We start from the raw sequence: 22,768 nt of genomic DNA, 5'->3' as shown, positions 1-22,768 counted from the left end.
TGTATTTCTGTATTTCTGTATTTCTGTATTTCTGTATTTCTGTATTTCTGTATTTCTGTATTTCTGTATTTCTGTATTTCTGTATTTCTGTATTTACATCATAATCGAAATATGTTACTGTTTTTGATAAAATTTTATTTCATCTTTTTAGTCAGGAGGTTGTATGTCTAAAATTCAAAATCAACCTCATAAAGAGGGGAAAAAACTATCTGCAAAAACTGAAAGCTCATTAAATTTTAAGGTTAGTCCAGAAGAAAAAAGAGAATTTAAATTATTTGCAGTTGAACAAGGAATGACTATGCTCGCCTTGTTAAAAGAGGGATTTGAACTATCAAAGGAAAAGCGTAAAAAATGACTACTGATAGCTCTATTTCTGATAACAACACTGATTGGCTTTTTCAATTTAGCACAAATAGAGAACCACCCATTGTAGAAGGTTTGGTTTATGTAGATTCGTATACTCCTGTTGATCATCCTCCTGAAGTTGTTTCCGTAATGGAAAAGGCTCAGTTATTTGGTGCAAAAGCTGTTTTATTTGAATCTGAACAAAATGGACGGCTTACCCCTCAAGCTTTTATTTTTAGTGCTTCAGAAGGTGATTCTGATCAAGAATTTGCTATGTTACACAAACGCCTTTGGAGTTGGGGGGGAGTCCCTTTAATCTATAGGGCGACTTCTGGCTGTATTCAACTTTTTCGTTGCGCACATAAACCAGATTTTATAAAGAATAATAATGAACAACTTATTTTTAATCCTATCCGGACTTTAAAGTTAGGTACAAAAATTGCACAGAGCGAATTATGGTGGGATATTACACGACTTCGTAATGGTACAATTTGGGATAATAAACAGGCATGTGATTTGTTGTTATCTGCACACAAATCTGCACATCGTAAATTAGTAGAAGAAGTTAGGTCTCTAAGCAACTTATTAACAAAGAAAAATTTGCTAAATAGCAGTTTGCGCAGAAGACTACTTATTTTATCATTATTAATTGCTTATCTAGAAGAGCGCTCTATTTTATTACCTACCGATTTTGAAAAAATTAAAACTAATGCTAAAAGTTTTTTTGATATCTTACAGGATGGCTCTGCCCTTATAGACTTACTGTATGTTCTTGAAGACCGATTTAATGGGCATGTGTTTTCTTTAACAGATGAGGAACGCAGTTTACTTCTGAACAGTAATGATCTTCATTACTATGCCACATTAATTAATGGTTATACTGATTCAAATGGTCAACTTAACTTTTGGAAACTTTACTCATTTAAAGATCTTCCTGTTGAGTTGATTAGTAATATATATCAACTTTTTGTAAATGACACAGCTAGCTCTATCTATACTCCCCCTGCTTTAGTTCGATTAATATTAGATGAAACCTTAAGCTGGAAACGGCTTGATGATTTAATGGCAGGCACTGGTATAATTCTTGATCCTGCTTGTGGTTCAGGTGTCTTTCTAGTTGAAGCATTTAAAAGGCTTATTCTTCACTGGCGTTTACGAAATAATTGGAAAAAACCAAATGTTGATACTTTACGGCTATTAATCCAAAAAGTACATGGAATCGATCTGGAACGAGGTGCAGTCGAATTAGCTGCTTTTAGTTTATGTTTAAGCCTTTGTGATGCATTAGAACCAGAAGATATTTATAAAACCCATAAACTTTTTCCAAATCTAATGGGAAATACATTACATGCCAGCTGTTTCTTTGAAGCAAAAGAACTAGGTTTAGTTAAACAACCAATTTCCATTGTAATTGGTAATCCGCCTTTTATATCTTCACTATCGACAGAAGGAGCTAAACGTAGCTATCACTCATATTCTCTTCAACATGGAAAATTACCAGATAAACAATTAGCATACCTATTTTTACATGATGCTATGGAGATGATTTCCAGTGGTGGCATATTGGCGATGATTGAACCATCAGGGTTTATATATAATCAAAATGCTAATCAATTCCGCAATGATTTTCTTTTAAAATGGAAAGTACGGGAAATATTAGATTTCGTATCTATTAGAGGGTTATTTAAAAAAGGTGATGCTGATCCCAAAATTGTGATTGTTATTGCTGAGTCTTTAAAACCAATATCTGATGATAAAATACTGCATGCAGTATTTAGACGAAATGGTCGGGCAAAAGCGGAACAAAGATTTGATATTGATTATTACGATTTGCATTGGTTAACAAATGAGTTAGCTATTAAATCAAATTACATTTGGCGTGCGAATTTATTTGGTGGGAGACGTTTTTTATCCTTTATTGAAAGATTACAAAAATATCCTACTTTACGTGAATATGTAAAACAAAATGATTGGGATATTGGTGAAGGCTATATTGCAGGATTACAAAGCAAGCACAAACCTATAGATCATTTAATTGGTAAACCGTTACTACCCACAAATGCTCTTACAAATCAAGGGATTGATAATTCTTTAATTACCACTGTTCCTAATAGAACAATTGAAAGCCCTAGATCCGTAAGACGCTTCACTCCACCATTACTATTAATAAAAGAAAGTGAAAATTTACAAAATGATCTTTGGACTGATCATTATTTAACATATAAGAATGAAATTGTTGGCATCTCCTGCTCAACGAATGACATAAATAAACTTCAGAATGTAAAAACTTGGTTAGATAAAGAATCCATTGCTTTGCAAGCTTATGTTGCAGGTATAAGCTCTAGACTTATTACTCAAAGGGCTACTGTCATTTTTGCAGGCGATATTTTCTCTTTGCCATATTTAGAAAATGGAGATCTTGATCTTAGTATTAACGATAAAATAATTGCTGAAGATATTGTTAACTATCAAAGAGATTATATTCGTCTCGGCTTAGATTCTATTCTTATGGATCAGGTAAAAGAGGATGAATTAGCATCCTTTGATTCAGTCTTTACATCTCTAATTAATAAAATCTATTATAAAAATCAATTGAAAGAGATTGATTCTCACACTTGGTCTGGTGCAATTTGTAAAGTTTATGCTTTTGGCGAAGGTAAGATAGATTGGACAGGCTCTGAAGAGTTGCATAATAAAATCGACCTATTATTAAAAGAGCATCATGGGACATCTTTATCCATCACTCGTATAACACGTATTTATGATCAAAATTTTATATTTTTATTAAAACCAGATAATCATAGATTTTGGACTAGATCTATAGCCTTACGAGATGGTGATGATGTATTAGCCGATCTTCGGCTACAGGGGTTTTAAAATGTTGGCAGATAAAAATAACTACCAAAGCCTTACAGGAAGATTAAGCAAAGGAACTCATCTTCCAGGTGAGTGGCTAGCTACTTTAACTAAATTTATTTTCGATACATTAGTAGAATGGCGTGACAATCCTTTACGCCCAAAAGAAAGCAGTGAAACTATACTATCATCACAATTATGTAGTGATCTAAATAGTGCATCAAGACATCAAGGATGGGATTTTGTACAATTCAAACAAGAAGAACCTGACGGTGTCTACACAAATAGAAGAATTGATCTAGCTGCCACACCATGCGGTACTATAATTTGGCTCGAAGGAGTCCAATATAATCAATATCAAACTTTACTTCCCATAGAATGTAAACGCCTCCCAATCCCTACAGACCCCAAAAGAGACCCTAGAGAATATTTATATACCAATCTGTCAAGTACAGGTGGTGTTCAACGCTTTAAAACGGGGCATCATGGAGCAAAACATATACATGCTTTAATGATTGGCTATGTGCAAAAGCAAAATATTTTATATTGGAATAAACAACTAAATGAATGGGTTCAACAGCTATGTGATGAAAGCTTGCCAAATTGGTCACTAGATGATCAATGTATATTAACTGAACATAAAATGACGGAAAAAGTAGCAAGGTTAAATTCCATACATAGCCGGAGCACTCCACTTCCACCGATTAACATCACTCATCTCTGGGTGGAAATGTAAAAATCTATATCATCAACTTTAAGAAAATCTATAACGCTGATTAACTTTAACAAATTGCTTATTCAAGTATATATTAATCTGAACTTTTTTTGCTCATCGGCTCATTCAATTTAGCAATACTTAGTCCATATTTATGAGCATTGTATTGCCACACTACAAACTGCTCTAACAGCATAGCGTTTTCTTTTTCCAGTCTGGCATTCTTGACTTCCAAAGCCTCAATTCTAGTTTGAGCAATTTTTAAACTAGGAGGTAATTTCTGTGTTGGATTACTCTTAACCCGTGTAGATTTTGGTTTTTTGCATTGATCATAGGCATTCTTAATTCGTACATATTTCTGTAATGTTTGACGAGTTGGCGCAGGCACAAACTCTAGCTGTAGCTCAATAGCGTTACATAGGAGTTCCCAGGTCAATTTCTGATCTAAAGGCCAATAATCAAGAAGCTCTACAATATTCTCGATGTCTTTATCGGTTAAATGCTGTGCCATATCAAATCCATAAATCCATTTGCAATGCAGGACTGAGCAAATGTGGTTCATCCTCTATCTTTTTACGTTGAGTATTCTCAATAACGGGGATACGTTTATGACCTGCTTTTTGATATGCTAAATCGAGATGTGTAACATCGTCAGAAGGGGGCAGACTCAAAGGTGTTCCATCGGGAATGTTTGGATCATCCAGTAGAGTAATCATCTGTTCACAACGTTTGATTGTAAGCTCTCTAGTTTGCAACCAGACCGTTGCACCAGTAACATTTTTACTCACAGCCTCTTTATCCTTTACCCATAAGAGTTTTTCTTTTCTAAGTCGATCTTGAAGCCGTTTTTTCTTTTCTTCATCCCCCTTAATACAGACATGCTCTGTACAATTCAAACAGTTTCTATACTTTAGGCAGGGCTCATCAATATATGAATGTGTGCAAAGCCCAAACTCAGTTGTATGCATGGACAATGTTGTTCTAGTATTTAACTCCTGTAGAGTTCGAGGTGTAGCGATCTGGAATGCAAATGTACTATCAGTATTTACTGAACCAACCTCATTTTTCTGCATCTCAATTAAGCCATAATTACGATCTTCAACAGTTGTATGGTCATATACTCGATTTTGCTTCATATCAGCTCGGCCTGACCATTTGGCGAGTAATATGCTATCCATTCCATTAGTATTTGCTATCGTATTCAATAAATGTCGAAACTGATGGGTAGACATACTATAGTCACCATATCCCCACCGTTGAAAAATAGATTGGACATTTGATAACTCATCTTTTCCTCTTAATTTCTTTTTGGTTGGTGATAAATCTTCATTTAAGGTATCAATATGTGGTATCCATAATTCTGAGAAAATAGTCGCTTTATCACTATGGAATTGGTTTGCGAAACAACAAAATAAGGCTTCTGACCATTTAACCTGAATACCATTACCTGTTTTAAAAGGTATATAAGGAAAACCTTTAGGTAATCTATTTCTCAGAATAATATTTAAATCATTTAGGCAGACTTCGTAATCACTAATAGGAATACCTCTTGTTTTTAAAAACTTTATACCGGCGTTATTCGAGTTTTCATAAGAAGATATATCCAATCCCATCGCTAATAGTACATCAGAACGCTTTAAGAACTGATCATCAGGCACTTTAGGACAAAGCTCATGTCTTGGAAATTTATCGCTTGTCTCAAGCAAATATGCTAAATGTCTAGGCTTTTCTGACATCTTTTTTAAACGTGCAATTGCCCGTTTGGCCGTTGGAATCATGGTACTCGGAATATATTTAATGTCATACCCAAAATTTTTTTGTCCATACCATCTAATACCGAATACTTTTTCAAGATTAGAACCATCTGCCACAAGCCCTAAACTGCTCTTAGAGAGCGCTTGGACTTCTTCTTCGTGGATACAATTATGCTTTAAGAAAAACAGTTCTGATGCTCGTTCTGGTGCAGATAGAAGCAACCCAACAGCACTGGTGACAAAAATATCTCTATCTGACAACTCAGAATCTTTCCGTGAGAAAATATCAGCTAATGCAAAAATCGCATCTTCATCTGGAAGTTTAGATGCTCTATGTTCCTCGGACTCTGTATCTAATACAATTGATTTATCAGAAGGCTTTTTAATCGGATTTTTCCATTCTGGTAAAGCAACTATTTTTAATTTCCGAATAAAGTCCAATAGAATTTTTAATTGTCTACCTACATGATACGCAGAACTTGCTTTATAGTTTATCTTTGCATTCTCAGCAGCTAAGTCAAAATCTGCAATAACCAATTTAGTTAAATCAACTTCACCATATCGGTCTAAGCATATTTGTTCTATTGCCCGAATTGAAAGAATTGTATCTTGCGTTTTTAACTTACTATTAGTCCTTTGATACTTAACATACGCCTTGGCAAACTCTATAATTGAATGATGCAAAAGATTTTCAGGTGATCTATCTTTGGATGAAATACCTGTTTTGACAAAGTTTACTTCGCCTTTCCAATAATTCTTTTCAAATCTAATATCTTCATTTAATTCTGGTAACTGTTTAACAAAATCAATAAACCGCTTAATTTCGGAGTAAGGAGACTGGATTTTATCAGATAGAAAATATATTAAATTATCCATGATTAAACTCCTTACAAGCATCAATTACTTGCTGAACAGCAATAATTGTTCGATCATTCACGGCAACGATTTCAAGGTTACACCCCATCTTAACTAGATCATCTCGTTCTTGAATTAATTGCTCTAAAATCAGATGATGCGGTGCATTTGCCCAAGGCATAAACTTACTACATAGATAACATGCGATTGGCGCATAATCGTTACAGTATTGATGCGTACCACATGAGCCAACGTCACAATCCTGCTCTACGCAAGAAATTCTATTAGCATCTTTAATTTGTGATTGGGCTTCTATCTCATCCTTTACAACTTTTCCCTGAAAAGCATCTGCATATTTGCGTAAACTCTCATCCATGATAGATGATATTTGCTGTGCAATTTCTGGCACACTTTGTACATAGCAATGTGCATTTTGGGTGTCATGGTGATCCAATAATTTTGCAATGACATTTACGCCTGCTTTTTGCCTCGCAGCATTTGTACCAAGCGTATAGCGGAACCTATAAGAAGTTACGAATATTGGTTTACCTGTTTCCCTTGAACGAACCCCAAGCTTTCTTACCGCATCTTTTAATTTTTGGGTGAGTTGAACCGTGGGCAAATGAATAATTTCATTCGGTAAAATTTGCGAAATTTCCTTTTCATTGCCCCAATCTAACTCTGTTAGTTTTTCAAGATCATAAAATAATGGTAGTTCATCAACTTCCTGTTTTAATAATTCTCGATTAATTGCATTACTCAATATTTGTTCCAGAATCCGAATATGCTCAAATAAAATTTGAGCGATACTTTCACGAATTCCAACTTCACTAAAAGCAAATCGGAATCCACTAGCACTTCTAACTTTAGCTCTCGGAATGTTAAGTATATGAACTTCATTTTTATCATTAAAATTATACTTATCCGATACGTATAAGTCTTTTATCTTTAATCCTGCAATTTGGATTGGTCTTCTACCAGTCGCACAGAAAATACGAATTAAAGCAGCCTCGTAATAAGAAATCTTATTTTCTGCTAAATATTCGTTGGTTCTAGTGATAATTGCTTGAAATTCAAATGGGCTAAATGGGCCTTCATCTGGATCAAGGGAAAGGACTGCTGCTCCTTTTTCATTGCCACTTAATCTCCATGAATCCATTAAATCATAAATTTCATCATCTACTGAGGAAAAACCCAAATCATATAGTTTTTTCAAAAAAACTCTTAGCATTGCTACTTTGTATTCATCCTTTTTTGATGAATAAAAATTTTTATAATTTAAAAGACCTTTAATTGAAAAATGATCTTCTCCTGTAATATCGGAATATTTAACAATATATTCACACATGTTTGCTGTATGTGAACTTGAGCTATACTTAGCAAAATGAGCCAAAGTCATGACAATTTCTGATTGAACAGAAAATTCATAATTTCGTACTCGAGAGATATCTATAGTTTTATTGATATCTAATACCCATTTCTGATCATCGATAGTAAATTCATATCCTTTGAATGAGGTAAAGGTATTTTGTGATTCATCGAAACTATCGGTTTGAATTGATTTATTCATTTTCATCCTCAAATTTTTCTTGGATACTTAAATAAATCTCTACAGCACGCTTATTCTCTGCACGTCTTGAATATCTTCTTGCACTTTGTGAGTTAGGTATCCATCCCATCAGATATGCACGATCATTTTCAACTTGTGATTCTGTGGTTTTGCCTTTTTCCACTAGGATTTGTGACTTCTCAGAAAATTTATCATTCCAAGTATGTCTAAATGCATGAGCATGTACATTGAATAAAACAACTTTAGAAATTTCATAAAATATTTTATCTAAAGCATTGATTGATAAAGGCTGGCCTTTATTTGATAAAATCAAAAAGTCTGTTAGCTCTGCATTAGGTACTGTTGACCTATAATTTAAAATATAAGTTTCTAATTTTCTCTTCAGATTTTGATTGACTGCAATTGATCGACTTCTGGTTTTAACCAAAGGTTGATATAGCCTAGAATCACGTTCATCATGAGGATTACGCTTAATAGTAAGATATGATGTAACACCTTGAGAGGGGGTTATATCTGTAATCTTTAAATTTAATAATTCACCTTTACGACATCCAAGATATAAAAACAAATAGATAATTAGCTCATTTCTATAAGTAAGATAATCTGATGTCCAGATACGATTCTGATTATCAGGATCAACCGCCTTGAGAATTTTATTTAATTGATTACTATCAAAAGATTTGTATTCAGACTGAATATCCATGAACTTACGAGGTCTACGAGATTTTAACAAACGTTTTGTACTTGTTATTGCTGATGAATGAAGATGCGTCTCAAACCATCCAATATATTCAGCAAAATTAGTTAACCGCCTATATATTAATTGTTTAGATACATAGTCCTGAGTAACAACCAATTTTGCTCTAGATCGCTCTTTATTATTACTTTTTGGAAAACTTATGATCTTTGTTTTTGAATCTGCCCCACCTAATCGACTGCGATTGAAACTGGTTAAATTTACTATGGCTTCTATTTCGTTTAGTTTTAAAAAATCTTTACTTTTTATCCTTTGTTCCAAGTCAATTCCTAACTTATCCAACAACTGAAAGAGCAACTTAATATCTTCCAAAATAGCTGAAATTGTATTGATTGATTGACCACGATTTCTTAAATGAATGATCGTATATAAATTTGGATAAGTCATAGGAACACCATCACTATTCAAAAGAACAGCGAATCGCTCACCACTACTCATTACAAATCTTTTAACAGACATCATGGTTAAATTTAACAAAATATCTCAGTATCAAATATCATAATATATAAGTAAAAAAATTTACAGAACCATTTCTAGTATCTGTAAATTTTATTTGTAACTAACTACTAATAAAGAATAATTTAATAAACTTTACAAAACATAGTCTCTAGGGTGTGTCAGAACGGTAAATCGTCGTCTAAATCCGCAGGTGCTGCTGCAGCCGGTTGCGGTGCTGCTTTTGGTGAATTAAAACCATTACCTGCTTGAGGGCTACCTGCATAATTGCCTTGATTGCCACCAGCTTGACCATAACCACCTTGGTTGTTGTTATTGTTATAGCCCGTATTTTGGTAACCACCACCTTGGTTATTATTGTTGTTAAAACGGGGCTGATTAAAGTCACCACCGCTCTGCTCACCTTGTTGACGGCTATCGAGCATTTGCATTTGATCACCACGGATTTCAGTGCTGTAACGCTCTTGACCATTTTGGTCTGTCCATTGACGGGTACGCAATGAACCTTCGATATACACTTTTGAACCTTTACGCAGATATTGTTGCGCAATTTCACCTAAACGGTTGTGCAACACGATACGGTGCCATTCTGTTTGCTCTTTACGCTCACCCGTACTTTTATCCATCCACGATTCACTGGTTGCAATCGAGAATTGAGTCAATGATCCACCATTTGGAAAGGTTTTCGTTTCTGGATCTTTACCTAAAGTACCGACTAAAATAACTTTATTCACACCACGCATTAGCTGTCTTCATCCTATATATTTCTATGTTTTACTTTATAAGAGTTATGATTAAATGGCTACCTCTTTGCCAATCAAGTGCGTTAAATCTTGTCGCCCAGTATCATCAATGCTCTGTTTATCGACTTTAATATACGCAACTTGCTGTTCAGGCATCACCACGACTTCTTCAATACCACGAATTGCCAACAGTTTTGAAGTCCATTCATCTGTTTGTATTGCCTGAGGTAAAGGCAATACAATGGAAGATAAATATCTTGGCTGAGCCAGACCAAAACTAATCAGCAGCCATATTATAGCAATCCCCGTCAGCACACTCCACCCGAGCGCAGTATTCTGTAACATCAAAAGCTGTCCACCCAAAGTACCACCAAAGAAAGCCCCTAAAAACTGGCTACTGGCATTGACGCCCATTGCCGTGGCTTTAGATTGAATCGGTGCGGCTTTAGACAGCCACGAAGGCAATAACGCCTCCATCACATTAAAAGCAATAAAGAATAAACCCAGTCCTGCCAGCAATACATATTTAGACTCATAGCCAAAAATCAGAATCAGCAACCCGCCAATAATCCCCGCGATTGCAGTGAGAAAAATGCCGCGCATTTTGCGATATTTTTCCGCAATGATAATACTTGGAAAGGCAAAAAACAGACTGATCACCAACAGCGGTAAATAGACTAAACCATGCTTTGCCAATGGAATTTGCGCATACTCAATCAACTGCGAGGGCACATAGATAAACATCGCCGTGAGGAGTAAATGCAAGGCAAATACCGACACATGCAGTCGGTTCAACTCACCCATTTGAATCACTTGTTTGAGTTGGGTCAAATAGCCTTGTTGATAATTGCGGTGATGTCGCGTGACTTTGGGCACCAGAAGCAACATCAAAATCGCAGCCAAACCCATAATGGTGGTGACAAAGAATAAGCCAGAAATACCGACCAGACTGGTGAGCCATGGCCCTAAACTAAAAGCGACAACAAAGGATAAACCAATACTCATACCCATCGCCGCCATGGCTTTGGTACGCTGTTCTTCACGAGTGACATCGGCCAGTAATGCCATCACCACGGCAGAGACCGCGCCGGCACCAGCAATGGCACGACCAATAATCACGCCATAAATGGTGTCGGATAAGCCTGCGATTGCACCGCCAATGGCGAATAACAATAAGCCAAGCACCACCAACGGCTTACGGCTAAAACGATCAGCCAACAAACTAAAGGGGATCTGTAAAATCGCCTGAGTTAAGCCATAAACCCCAACAGCGAGACCAATCAAGGCGGGCGTAGCATATTGGTAAGATTGTCCTGCGACTGAAAACACAGGAATAATCATGAACAGGCCCAACATGCGTAAGGCAAAAATGCTACTTAAGGCAAAGGTTGAACGACGTTCTAAAGCATTCATTGTTGATAAGACACTATAACTGGCTCAGCGAATTATAAGCCATTCGCCTACAAAGGTTGTAAGAGATTATGAAAAACACAATCTTTCTGCAGAGAAAAAATAAAGGAGCGACTATCGCTCCTTTATTTAAAATAGCTGACCAAGCTGAAAACAAGCTTAAGAGGCTTGCTGTTCCCGCTTGCTATATTGAATCGAGGCAATCACCGCCCAGACAATAAAGGCCACACCAATCAGACCTGTCACAATTTCAGGGACATGTAAGCCGGTACCGCTGGCGATCATGATAAATGCCAAGGCACCAATCGCATAGTGTGCGCCATGCTCTAGGTAGATATAGGCATCCAATGTACCTTTCTCCACCAAATAAATGGTCATCGAACGGACAAAGATCGCACCAATTGCCAAACCGAGCATGATGATCACGACATCACTGGTAATCGCAAAGGCACCAATCACGCCATCAAAACTGAACGATGCATCCAGTACTTCAAGATAAAGGAAGCCACCAAAACCTGCTTTCACCACACCCGAAGCTGCACCGCTTGAGTCATGCGTCACCGCATTGCCGTCTTCATCAATCTCAGGTTCTCCACCCAATAAATGGCTCAAGACCTGCACCCCGATATACACCACAATGCCCCAAATCCCCGCCATGGTCACCGCCAAACGGGCAGATTCATCTACATTGGCCGCCATGATAATCATCGCAATCAAGGCAAGGAAAACCGACATCGCTGGCACACTGGCCAAATGCGCCAGTTTCGCTTCTAGCCACTTGAACCAGTGCGTTTCCTTACCATCATCAAAAAAGAAATTCAGGAAAACCAGCAACAGGAAAGTTCCACCAAATGCTGCAATTTCAGCATGGTGTGCCATTAAGCGTTCAGAATAGGTCTTCGGATCATTGAGAGCCAATTTGGCCACTTCAATCATGCCCATATCAGCGGTCACGGCAACAATCACCACAGGGAAGATTAAGCGCATACCAAATACAGCAACCAGAATCCCAACGGTTAAGAAAATCATTTTCCAGAAATGATCCCAACCACGAAGTACAGATGCATTGACCACGGCATTATCAAAAGATAAAGAAACTTCCATAACTGCCAAAATTGCAGTAATGGTCAATGCCTTTAACATGGTCGCAACACCCGCTTCAGGGCCGTGCGTATAGCCCCAGTAAGCAGATAGTGCCAAGCACACTACCGTAAAGAAAATTGAAAAACGAAAATGCTTCATGAGCAGCCTTTTATTCAAATCGTCGAGTTATAAAAATGTGTCTATTGTAGGCGAGTTTTCAGTAAAAGTTAGAAAAGATTGTTGCACTTGTTTTGAAGAAAAAAATATCCGAATCAGACTCTGTTATAGTTCAGCAAGATTAATTTTTTCGCGTTTTAACAGGTTCAAATCCATGACGTTTTCTCAAGATGTTTGGCAACGCAATCAAGACTTATATCAAAAAATATTGGCCCTGCCGTTTAATCAGGAACTGGCGGCAGGCACATTGGAGCGCGACGTTTTCTGTCATTATGTAATTCAGGATGCACACTACTTATTGGCTTATGGTCGAGCACTTGCGGTTGCCGCCGCAAAAGCCTATGCAGCTGATGACGTGATTCAATTTTCTGAAGCGGCTAAAATTGCCATTATTGTAGAACGCAGTTTACACAATGATTTTATGCAGGAATTTGATGTCAGCAAAACCGAGTTTGAAAACACACCACTGACGCTGGCGTGTCATCATTACACCTCTTTTCTGACGGCAACCGCATGGTCAGAAAGCTATCCGGTGATTTTAGCAGCCTTATTGCCATGCTTCTGGATTTATGCAGAAGTAGGGAAAGATATCGTCAGCCAGTCGGTTGCCAACAACCCTTATCAGGCATGGATCGATACCTACGCAGGTAAAGAATTTAATACGGCGGTGCGTAATGTAATTGCAACTGTAGATAAAGTCGCTGCCCGTTGTGATGAAGATACCTTAGCCAAAATGCATGCGGCCTATACCATGGGGGCAAAACTGGAATGGTTGTTCTGGGACGGCGCTTATCAGCAACGCCAATGGTTGGGGCTTGATCCAGCCTAAACCATACCCTTGTGCATTTTCTTTAGACATAAAAAAGCCCCACTTAAGGGGCTTAGTCGTATATCGTATCGTCCGATATACTGTATGAGGCTCATCTCAAACTAGGCGCATTAAAGCATAAATCAGATCAAATGCCTACTTTTATTGCTGGGTTAAAAAACATTCACCACAATTAAAGCCAGCAATGCAGGGATTGCCTGAATATAAATAATCTTTTTGCTTGCGGTCAGTCCGCCGTATATACCCGCGATCAGCACACAGCCTAAAAAGAAATTGGCAATTGCCGTGGCATAGTCTGCGGGTGCCAGTAATGCCCAGAATAATCCAGCAGCCAGAAAGCCATTATACAACCCCTGATTTTGTGCCAGAACCTTGGTGAGTTGTGCTTTTTCCAGACTATTGCCAAACGCTTTTAAACCATAGGGCTTATCCCACAAAAACATTTCCAGCACCAAAATATAAACGTGTAATACCCCAAGCAATCCAATCAGTATCTTCCCTAACATTTTTATTTGTCCTTATCTGTACGCTTGTGCGATATTTCAATCTATCACCAATCTATTGCAATTGCTCCATAGGCAATTGGATTTGTGTGACTTTCCAGCTCAAACCCTGTCTTTGCATGATCACATTCATCTTCGACCGCTGTTCAGCCTGTTGAATTTCCACCACAAACTGATTCAAGGACTGATAGTGACTCCGATAGTTAACCTGTTCTTGTGGTGACTGTTTCTGGGTCTCAGCCTGCACAGGTTGCGGTTCAGAGTGTGCCGAGTAAGGCAAACCTTCTTTTAACTTTTTGCCTTGCAACAACATCGAAACCCCTTGTGGGCTCACCATCATATCGACCATTTTATCCACCATGGATGAGGCTAACATCGCACCGAGTGCAGCAAAGCCTCCTTCGCGACCTCGTTCATCTGCCGGGAATTTTTTTAATAAGGCTGTATTGAATTGATCTTTAAGATTCTGGCGTACACTTGGAAAGTCCACATAATGGGCTAAAGCGGTCGTGTCCTCATTTTTCAAAGCTTGACGGATTTGATAAATCGTCAAATAAGGCAATGCATAAACATAAGCCACAACCAGCAAAAGCAGCGCAACTATGGAGATTTTCAATTTTTTTGACATGCAGCCCTCAATTTTAGCACTTTATTTTTTAATCAATGCTTGAAACCGTTCACAGATAAACTGTGATTTCACATGAAAATTTATGTTAAAAACAGTGTTGAAATCATTAATCCGACACAATCTGACGTTTAAAATCGTTTTGTTACAGCTTGAACAATTTTAAATCGTTATTATATAGAAGGTCTGGAGAAACTTCTCAGCAACACGCTGGATAGAAGCATCAACAGACCTTAATTTTTCATATTCAGCTTATTGAGATGTATTTATGAGTCAAAGTCATATCCGTATTCGAGGCGCACGTACCCATAATTTAAAAAATGTGTCACTCGATATTCCACGTGACAAGTTTGTGGTGATTACGGGACTTTCTGGCTCAGGTAAATCCTCCTTGGCCTTTGATACCTTATATGCCGAAGGTCAACGCCGTTATGTTGAATCGCTTTCGGCTTATGCACGTCAATTCCTGTCACAAATGGAAAAACCAGAAGTCGATTCGATTGAAGGTTTATCTCCTGCAATTGCGATTGAACAAAAGTCAACCAGCCACAACCCTCGCTCGACCGTGGGTACCATTACCGAAATTTATGACTATTTGCGTTTGCTCTATGCACGCGTGGGTACGCCGTACTGCCCAGAACATGACCTCCCTATGGTGGCACAAACCATTTCGGAAATGGTCGATGCAGTAAAAAGTCTTGAAGAAGGTACTGCACTGATGTTGCTCGCCCCTGTGGTACGTGAGCGTAAAGGTGAATACACCCAACTGTTTGAACAGCTCCAAGGTCAGGGCTTTGTGCGTGCCCGTGTCGATGGTGAAATCATTGATATCGATACCCCACCAGAACTGGATAAAAAGAAAAAGCACACCATTGAAGTGGTGGTGGATCGCTTTAAAGTGCGTGATGATCTGGGGAACCGTATCGCAGAATCCTTTGAAACTGCCTTGCGTTTAGGCGGTGATATCGCGGTTCTATCCTGGATGAATGGCGAACACCCTGAACGCGTATTCTCAGCTAAACACTCTTGCCCAGAATGTGACCGCGCTGTGGCTGAACTTGAGCCACGCCTATTCTCCTTCAACAATCCATTTGGTGCCTGCCCAGTGTGTGATGGTTTGGGAACCCGTAGCCATTTCAGTGCGGACAAACTGATTCCAAATCCAGAGGTTTCGATCAGCCAAGGGGCAATTCGGGGTTGGGACAGACAGCGTCCGTATTACTACACCATGCTGCAAAAAGTCGCAGATCATTTCAATATTGACCTCGATCAACCATGGAATCAGCTGGATAAAGACACGCAAAAGAAATTCCTGCAAGGCACAGGCAAAGAGAAAATCGATCTGAGCTATATCGATGAACGAGGTCGTAAACACAGTCGGGTGCAGGCCTTTGAAGGAATTTTGCCGCATCTGGAACGTCGCTATCGTGAAACCGAATCGAATTATGTACGTGATGATTTGGCACAGTATCTGTCGAATGCAGCCTGTGATGCCTGTGGTGGTTCACGTCTGAATGAAATTTCGCGCCATGTTCGGGTGAAAGACAAGACCATTGCCCAAATTACCAAGATGTCGATTGGCGATGCTGAACACTATTATCAAGACCTGAACCTTGAAGGAGCCAAAGGTGAAATTGCCGATAAAATCTTTAAAGAGATCCGTGAGCGCTTACATTTTCTGGTCAGCGTTGGCCTAAATTATCTCAGCTTGGCACGTTCAGCCGAAACTCTTTCTGGCGGTGAAGCACAACGTATTCGTCTGGCGTCACAGATCGGTGCAGGTCTTATGGGCGTGATGTATGTGCTGGATGAACCATCGATTGGTCTACATCAACGGGATAATGATCGCTTATTACAAACCCTGATTCGTTTACGTGATTTGGGCAATACCGTGCTGGTGGTTGAACATGATGAAGATGCAATTCGTGCCGCTGACCATATTATTGATATCGGGCCAGGTGCAGGGATTCATGGCGGTGCCGTGATTGCTGAAGGCACCTACGATGAGTTGGCCAATCATGCCGACTCACTGACAGGTCAATATCTTTCAGGTAAGTTGAAGATTGAAGTACCGAAACAACGCACCTTGTCCCCTCGTCCAGATGAAGTGATCAAATTGTCTGGTGCAAGCGGACATAACTTACAAAATGTCGACTTGACCATTCCTCTTGGCATCATGACCTGTGTGACGGGGGTTTCAGGTTCAGGTAAATCAACGCTGATTAACCGTACCTTATTACCTTTAGCTGCAACTCAACTGAATGGCGCAACCACATTGACTGCGGAAAAGTTTGATTCAATTGATGGCTTACAGCATCTGGATAAAGTGGTTGATATTGACCAGAGTCCAATTGGGCGTACCCCTCGTTCCAATCCAGCCACCTATACCGGTTTATTCACGCCGATTCGTGAGTTATTCGCACAGACACCTGAAGCCAAAGCACGTGGTTATAGTGCAGGCCGTTTCTCGTTTAACGTGAAAGGCGGTCGCTGTGAAGCCTGTGAGGGTGACGGTATGATCAAAGTGGCGATGCACTTCCTGCCAGATATGTATGTGCCTTGTGATGCCTGTCATGGCAAGCGTTATAACCGTGAAACCTTAGAAGTCGGTTATAAAGGCAAGAACATTTCAGATGTATTGGAAATGACCGTGGAAGATGCAGCGGAGTTCTTTAGTGCGATTCCTGTGATTCATCGTCGTTTAGATACCTTGACCCAAGTGGGTCTGGGTTATATCCGTTTGGGTCAAGCAGCAACCACCCTTTCTGGTGGTGAAGCGCAACGGGTGAAACTGGCACGTGAATTGGCCAAGCGCGATACCGGTCGAACCTTGTATATTCTGGATGAACCGACTACAGGTCTGCATTTCCATGATATCGCCAAGTTGCTCGATATCCTGTATGAGCTACGCAATAAGGGCAATACCATTGTGGTGATTGAGCATAATCTGGATGTGATCAAGACTGCCGATTGGGTCGTTGACTTAGGTCCTGAAGGCGGTTCGGGTGGTGGCCAGATTATTGCTGAGGGCACACCAGAGCAAATTGCTGAGGTTGCAATTTCACATACAGGTCGATTCTTGAAACCGATGTTGAAATCAGTTTAATTACTGTGCAAATATGAGGGTAAATTTAAGCTGGTTCCATCTCTCTAGCTTGAATTTACCCCATCCTTTTAAGGCAGGCACTCATTCACGGATCAAGTCTATTTAACCGCAGCAATATCAATCCAGGCTTGCTTAGCACCAAGCCCAGTTAAAGTACCATGTACTGTTCCGCTATTTTACAATCAACAAGACTTAAAACGATAAAAAGACCCAAGCATCATTAACCCTTACCTATATGTTAGTTATTCTAAATATTTTCGTTTAAATAGTGTACAGCTCAATTTTCAAACCAAGATAATTGTATTAAATATAATGGCTATAGAGCGTTTTATTCAGCATAGAAAAATACGCTCTCTTTCTTAGATCTACCCTGTTCACAGCTTAAAGGAATATCAATCAGCGATGGAACTGCAAAGCGGATAAGTTAAGCAGAAATAAAGAATAACTTATTCAATAAAGTCCTTTGTTCATCCAGAGCTTATTGTTTTATGCCTAAACGCTATATTCCAGTTAAAGAACGTTGGCAGCATTACCATGAAGCATCCATTCTGGCTTTTGTTGGAGGATGGGTGAATACTGTGGGATTTATTGCCTTATTCGGTATTTACACCAATCATGTTACCGGTTATATCGTTACCGCAGGTAAAGAAACCATTCTGGGTGGACTCGGAGTATGGGCCTTATTTTTGGGCAGTTTTATCCTAACCATCGGCATCACGGCTTGGTGTGAACAACGCTGGAAACAGAGATATCCGAATATTCTTCTGGCTTTTTTGATTACTGAGACGCTCTTGCTCACCCTGTTCATGCTGGCTGGTATTTTTTTCAGTCCATTTGAGAGCTTAGTGGACACGGGTGCAATTATTACGGCAATGCTGGGCATTTCTGCCATGGGAATCCGCAATGCTGTCATTCGTACTTTATTATCATCTATGGCAACCTCTACACTGATGACTGGCAACATTGCTCAACTGACCATTGATACCGTCATCGCGTATGGTTCAACCACCTCATCCAGCGAAACCAAGGATTCAGCTCGGCAGAATATTTCAAAGATTTTACCGAGTGTGCTTTCCTTTGCCTTCGGTGCATTGCTAGGCGCCCTCGCATATATCCTGTTTTCTTTTATCTGTATCATTGTGCCCATCTTGCTCATGACTTACCTGTGTTATCGAGAGTCGGACTTTGGCTTTTCACAAGCATAATAAAAAAGAATAACTTGAAGTTAGCGCAAATAAGCGAAGGGCGAAGATCAAAACTGTACGGCATTCTTCCCTTTCGACTTCGCTTTTAATAACGATTGATCCGCTTTTTCTAACAGTTCTAGCCAACTCTGCGCCCCTATCGCAACGCCAATACTGACCGAAACCTGAATCGACTCAGCCCCATTCAAAACCATAATCCGCTCTTTTAAAATTGCCGAGCGAATACTCTCAGCCACGACGCTTGCCGCACCCATTTGGATATTTTCAATGACCACCAAAAACTCATCACCACCATAACGCACGATTAAATCCGACGCCCGCACATTATGTTTCAGCTGATCGGCAATCATGCTAATCACCTGATCCCCCACAATATGTCCATACTGGTCATTCACGAACTTAAAATTATCAATATCAATGGCAATCACACAGGTCTGTGACAATGACTCAGGCTTGGATTCAAGCATTTGAATATATTCATCCAGAGCCAAACGGTTAGCAACGCCTGTTAACACATCCGTATTTGCAATTTTCTTCAGTTGCAACTCCATCGTATCACGCTGCTTTAGCATGCCTTTTAATTTATCAATCGCTTCAAATAGCGAGAAAAACTCTTCCTTATTATTTTTATTTACAGGAAGCACATCCGAAGTCCCCGAGAGACGCAAGATCATATTACGGGCATGAATCAAAGGACTGAATACTCTTCTCTTGGCATAAATCATAGTGAAAATTGCAATCAGCAAAGATAGGCTTGAAATACACAGGGTAAAAATAAACTGTCGCTTCGCTAACTTATTCTGCTCAACGGCTACAGCAATACTGTAATCAAGAATATAATTTTGTAGATCCATGACTGGGGTAAATTTCCCCACCATCCGTTCAGTCAGTTCAGTCCCCGAGAGAAAGTATGCTTTATTGTTTTTACTTTCATCGAGCAAACGCGCAATAATCGGTAATCCCCGATCTAAAAACTCCGTTTTCACACGTCGATATAAACTTACATATTCTGGCGTTTTCGATTGTTCAGGCTGAATGGTATCAATTAACTCCCAAAGATAAACCGCTTGATGTTGGGTTTGTAATGCTCTTGCTCGGTTTTCATCTGGAATTTTTTCATCAAAAGTCACCGGCGCCATAATATTCGAGGCAATTCGTCCTGCTTGGTCGCGCATATCGGTCAGTATCAGGATTGAGGTAAAGTAATTCGACATGCTGCTGTTCTTGCTATTTGAACGCACCAACAACCAAGTTAAAAACTCACGACTTTCATCCCAAACACTGAACATCGATAAAATAGCATGATCATATTGTTTTGACGTGCGCTCATTCTGTGGGGTATTGGCATATACATCGACAATATGACGTGCTGTAGCTAACTTAACTTTTAAGTCCGTTTCCAACTCATGCGCAATCAACTTAAACCCATTTTGTTTTAACACCTCAATCGTGTCATCAATTTGCGCATCAACCCCGTTACGGTATCCTTCTAATTCTTTTTGATTCTTCAATAAGACATCTGCTTGGCTTGACATCACTTTATTTGAAGGTGCCCGCTCTCTGGAAATCTTATTCGCTGTTTTGACCAGCGCTCGAAGACTGGTAATTTCCGTCAGGGTTTGCTCAGATTTTATATATTCTTGATAGCTATTGATAATTAAAGGAAGAGAGAGATAAAAAATTGAAAAGATAATGGCAATCATACAAAAGAAAAGACGACGGCTAATCTGCTCAGAACGTAATTTTGAGCTTTTTAATTTACGCCCCATTCACACACCTTGCACTTTTCAAAAACGATCTCAATGGATTTTTAAACAGAACTCAATTTTACCTGAATTATAAATCACACTACCACGCTTAAACCGAGGTTTTTGGTTACAGTCATCAAGACTGATTTTATTTAATCGCTGTTTCAAGCGCTAAATTATTACTCAGGATTAAATTTGAGAATGATTTTTATTTAATTTAAATCATCTAAACTATTTATATTTCTATAATAAATATTTTAAAAATTGGATAAGGATTTAATTCAAGATAAAAATCAGAGCACTTTTTTCTGAATAACTTGATCTAAAATGATCTTAGAATTAATACTCATAATACCGCTCATCTTATTCAATTTATTAATAATGAATTGTGAAAACGCATTCAAGCCCTTAGTGGCAACATATAGCCCATCATTCACTCATCTGCAAGCACATCTGCAAGAAATTTAGAACTTTTAGACCAGTTGCATTTGAATCGAAAAATCCTATTTAAAAAATAAAAATTATCAATTTTACAAATCACCCTTCAAGACAGATAATTTAAGCATAGAAAGATTTGAGAATTTAAAAGCGAAACCCTCTAGGATGTTTCTCTCCCCAAGCTAAACATCCTTTCTCAACCCAGCTTTCCCCAAAAGTTGGGTCTTTTTTTGAATATTTAATTGGCTAACAATCCCAGCTCTTGCAATGCTTGATAAACAATCACTTTACGTGCATCTGCATGCTCAGGTTGGCTCATTTGCATATTCAGTGAAAATGCAATGATTTTGCCATTTGGCTGTTCAATCCAACCTGTCCACCATCCAACCTGCGGGGTAACGTCCATGCCCCAACCGCTCTTGGCATAGATCTTGGTTCCCTGATGCTCATCCACCAATAACATGCCTTTCACTTGCTGTTGAGTTGACTGGTCAAACGGTAGTTTTTGCTTGGCCAATGCATAGACAAATCGAACTTCTTCTACAGGTGTAATTTTCAAAGGCCCGACCAACCAAAAATTATCGACTTGGGTTCCAATATTTTTATTGCCATAGCCAACACGCTTCACCTCACGGGTCATGAGTTCTAGACCAATGCGTCGCGCTAGCTCCTGATAGACAGGTACAGCCGATGCCTGCATAGCTTCAGCTAAACTTAAATCTTTTTCCCAACTGCTAAAGGCACGTTTTTGACCATCCCATTTAAAGACTTCATTTGGCGTGGTTTTATGATGCTGTATACCAATCAGTGCATTCAGTATTTTAAAGGTTGAGGCTGGGATAAAACGTTGATCTGCACGGCGTGTTGCATTGCCGTATGTTTGAATTTGTTTGCCATCATAGATGACCAAAACCCCTATTGTTTGCGCCTGCTGGAATAAATTCGCCACCCGCTGTTGCTCATTTAATGACACGACTTGCTGTTTTTTTTGGCTAGAACTCTGACAAGCAGTCAATGGAAGGATCAAAATTAATGGCGTAAGAAGCGCTAGGCATTTTAATTTTTTCGACATGATCATCAAACAGGAAAAGTGGAATAAATTCGCCACTATAAGGCTTTTAACAGACTTATTCTGTAGCGTTATCTCATCTACAATTTTAAAAAACAGATAAAAAAAAGCTCAGCCTTGGGGAAAGCCGAGCTAGTAAAACAGTGATGTAAAAACATCAAAATACTTAAAAGAAAATGTTATGAGATATTTAAATGCAAATTAGATATCCCTTGCTTTGTATTATGTGAATCAGCTCTCAAAAAGTAAAGTTGATTAAATAGATCGGATTTATTGTTACAATCGATTTTGTTAATTGATCATTAAAAGTCCGATTTTCTCGTGATTTTTAGTTTATATTAATTGAGAATAAGTATCATAAAATTGTAAAGTTTGTCGCAAAAAAAGCGAGAATAGAATTTGATCTCACATTTTCTACCGGTGGATTATGACATTAAGAAGAATTAATTGAATGAAAAAAACGATCAATATTATCGTTTAAACCAATTAAAAAAAGAGCGATGTGACATTATTATTTCATTCAT

Annotated in this window: 17 protein-coding genes; 6 read left to right on the top strand and 11 right to left on the bottom strand. The window is 38.7% G+C overall.

Translation table 11 applies throughout. The annotated features are described in order from the left end of the window. Positions 1 to 163: 163 nt before the first annotated feature. Genes F907_RS14900 through F907_RS14910 form a run of 3 tightly spaced genes read left to right on the top strand, consistent with a single transcriptional unit; the run spans position 164 to position 3,937 of the window. On the top strand, positions 164 to 355 hold the full coding sequence (locus tag F907_RS14900) for a hypothetical protein (protein WP_016651362.1): 192 nt from the start codon (positions 164 to 166) through the stop codon (positions 353 to 355). Further along, the gene (locus tag F907_RS14905; protein WP_016651361.1) at positions 352 to 3,222 is read left to right on the top strand and encodes an HsdM family class I SAM-dependent methyltransferase; all 2,871 of its coding nucleotides are present in this window, start codon (positions 352 to 354) and stop codon (positions 3,220 to 3,222) included. Before F907_RS14900 ends, F907_RS14905 begins: the two co-directional genes overlap by 4 nt. Before the next feature lies 1 nt (position 3,223). Then, entirely contained in the window at positions 3,224 to 3,937 is a 714-nt protein-coding gene (locus tag F907_RS14910) for a hypothetical protein (RefSeq protein WP_016651360.1), read from the top strand. A gap of 73 nt (positions 3,938 to 4,010) precedes the next feature. Here the strand turns inward: F907_RS14910 and F907_RS14915 are convergent, their stop codons facing one another. The 7 genes from F907_RS14915 to F907_RS14945 all read right to left on the bottom strand — a co-directional run bounded on the left by F907_RS14915 (position 4,011) and on the right by F907_RS14945 (position 12,703). Beyond that, positions 4,011 to 4,427, bottom strand: coding sequence for a hypothetical protein (locus tag F907_RS14915; protein WP_016651359.1), 417 nt, complete (start codon positions 4,425 to 4,427; stop codon positions 4,011 to 4,013). Position 4,428: 1 nt separating this feature from the next. Then, positions 4,429 to 6,546, bottom strand: a complete 2,118-nt coding sequence (locus F907_RS14920) for a hypothetical protein (protein ID WP_016651358.1) — start codon at positions 6,544 to 6,546, stop codon at positions 4,429 to 4,431. Continuing rightward, positions 6,539 to 8,095, bottom strand: coding sequence for a site-specific integrase (locus F907_RS14925; protein ID WP_016651357.1), 1,557 nt, complete (start codon positions 8,093 to 8,095; stop codon positions 6,539 to 6,541). The genes F907_RS14920 and F907_RS14925 overlap by 8 nt, the downstream gene beginning before the upstream one ends. Continuing rightward, entirely contained in the window at positions 8,088 to 9,314 is a 1,227-nt protein-coding gene (locus tag F907_RS14930; RefSeq protein WP_016651356.1) for a site-specific integrase, read from the bottom strand. The genes F907_RS14925 and F907_RS14930 overlap by 8 nt, the downstream gene beginning before the upstream one ends. Before the next feature lie 155 nt (positions 9,315 to 9,469). Further along, positions 9,470 to 10,051, bottom strand: coding sequence for a single-stranded DNA-binding protein (gene ssb / locus F907_RS14935; RefSeq protein WP_016651355.1), 582 nt, complete (start codon positions 10,049 to 10,051; stop codon positions 9,470 to 9,472). A gap of 51 nt (positions 10,052 to 10,102) precedes the next feature. Beyond that, entirely contained in the window at positions 10,103 to 11,464 is a 1,362-nt protein-coding gene (locus F907_RS14940) for an MFS transporter (RefSeq protein WP_005238204.1), read from the bottom strand. A gap of 156 nt (positions 11,465 to 11,620) precedes the next feature. Beyond that, complete coding sequence (locus tag F907_RS14945; RefSeq protein ID WP_005275612.1) at positions 11,621 to 12,703, bottom strand: DUF475 domain-containing protein; 1,083 nt, start codon at positions 12,701 to 12,703, stop codon at positions 11,621 to 11,623. 172 nt (positions 12,704 to 12,875) lie between these two features. On the opposite strand from F907_RS14945, the gene tenA reads away from it, so the two are divergent. Then, positions 12,876 to 13,550, top strand: coding sequence for a thiaminase II (tenA, locus tag F907_RS14950; protein WP_016651354.1), 675 nt, complete (start codon positions 12,876 to 12,878; stop codon positions 13,548 to 13,550). Positions 13,551 to 13,702: 152 nt separating this feature from the next. Here the strand turns inward: tenA and F907_RS14955 are convergent, their stop codons facing one another. After that, entirely contained in the window at positions 13,703 to 14,056 is a 354-nt protein-coding gene (locus F907_RS14955; RefSeq protein ID WP_016651353.1) for a DUF1304 domain-containing protein, read from the bottom strand. Positions 14,057 to 14,108: 52 nt separating this feature from the next. After that, positions 14,109 to 14,681: a DUF2939 domain-containing protein gene (locus F907_RS14960; protein ID WP_016651352.1), complete on the bottom strand. Its 573-nt coding sequence runs from the start codon at positions 14,679 to 14,681 to the stop codon at positions 14,109 to 14,111. 265 nt (positions 14,682 to 14,946) lie between these two features. Between F907_RS14960 and uvrA the strand changes: the two genes are divergently transcribed. Together uvrA and F907_RS14970 are read left to right on the top strand one after the other, a co-directional pair. Then, a complete protein-coding gene (uvrA, locus tag F907_RS14965) occupies positions 14,947 to 17,784 on the top strand; it encodes an excinuclease ABC subunit UvrA (RefSeq protein ID WP_016651351.1) in 2,838 nt (945 codons plus the stop codon). Positions 17,785 to 18,272: 488 nt separating this feature from the next. After that, the gene (locus tag F907_RS14970; RefSeq protein WP_016651350.1) at positions 18,273 to 18,989 is read left to right on the top strand and encodes a YoaK family protein; all 717 of its coding nucleotides are present in this window, start codon (positions 18,273 to 18,275) and stop codon (positions 18,987 to 18,989) included. A 47-nt stretch (positions 18,990 to 19,036) separates the two neighbouring features. Here F907_RS14970 and F907_RS14975 read toward each other — a convergent pair whose 3' ends face one another. Both F907_RS14975 and F907_RS14980 read right to left on the bottom strand, forming a co-directional pair. Then, a complete protein-coding gene (locus tag F907_RS14975; protein ID WP_016651349.1) occupies positions 19,037 to 20,758 on the bottom strand; it encodes a GGDEF domain-containing protein in 1,722 nt (573 codons plus the stop codon). 655 nt (positions 20,759 to 21,413) lie between these two features. Next, on the bottom strand, positions 21,414 to 22,247 hold the full coding sequence (locus F907_RS14980; RefSeq protein ID WP_016651348.1) for an OXA-286 family carbapenem-hydrolyzing class D beta-lactamase OXA-670: 834 nt from the start codon (positions 22,245 to 22,247) through the stop codon (positions 21,414 to 21,416). Between the last annotated feature and the right edge of the window lie 521 nt (positions 22,248 to 22,768).

It is taken from the genome of Acinetobacter colistiniresistens (genome assembly GCF_000413935.1).
Taxonomy (GTDB): Bacteria; Pseudomonadota; Gammaproteobacteria; order Pseudomonadales; family Moraxellaceae; genus Acinetobacter; species Acinetobacter colistiniresistens.
Note: the sequence above shows the minus strand (reverse complement) of the source record. Positions and strands in the feature narration are given on the sequence as shown.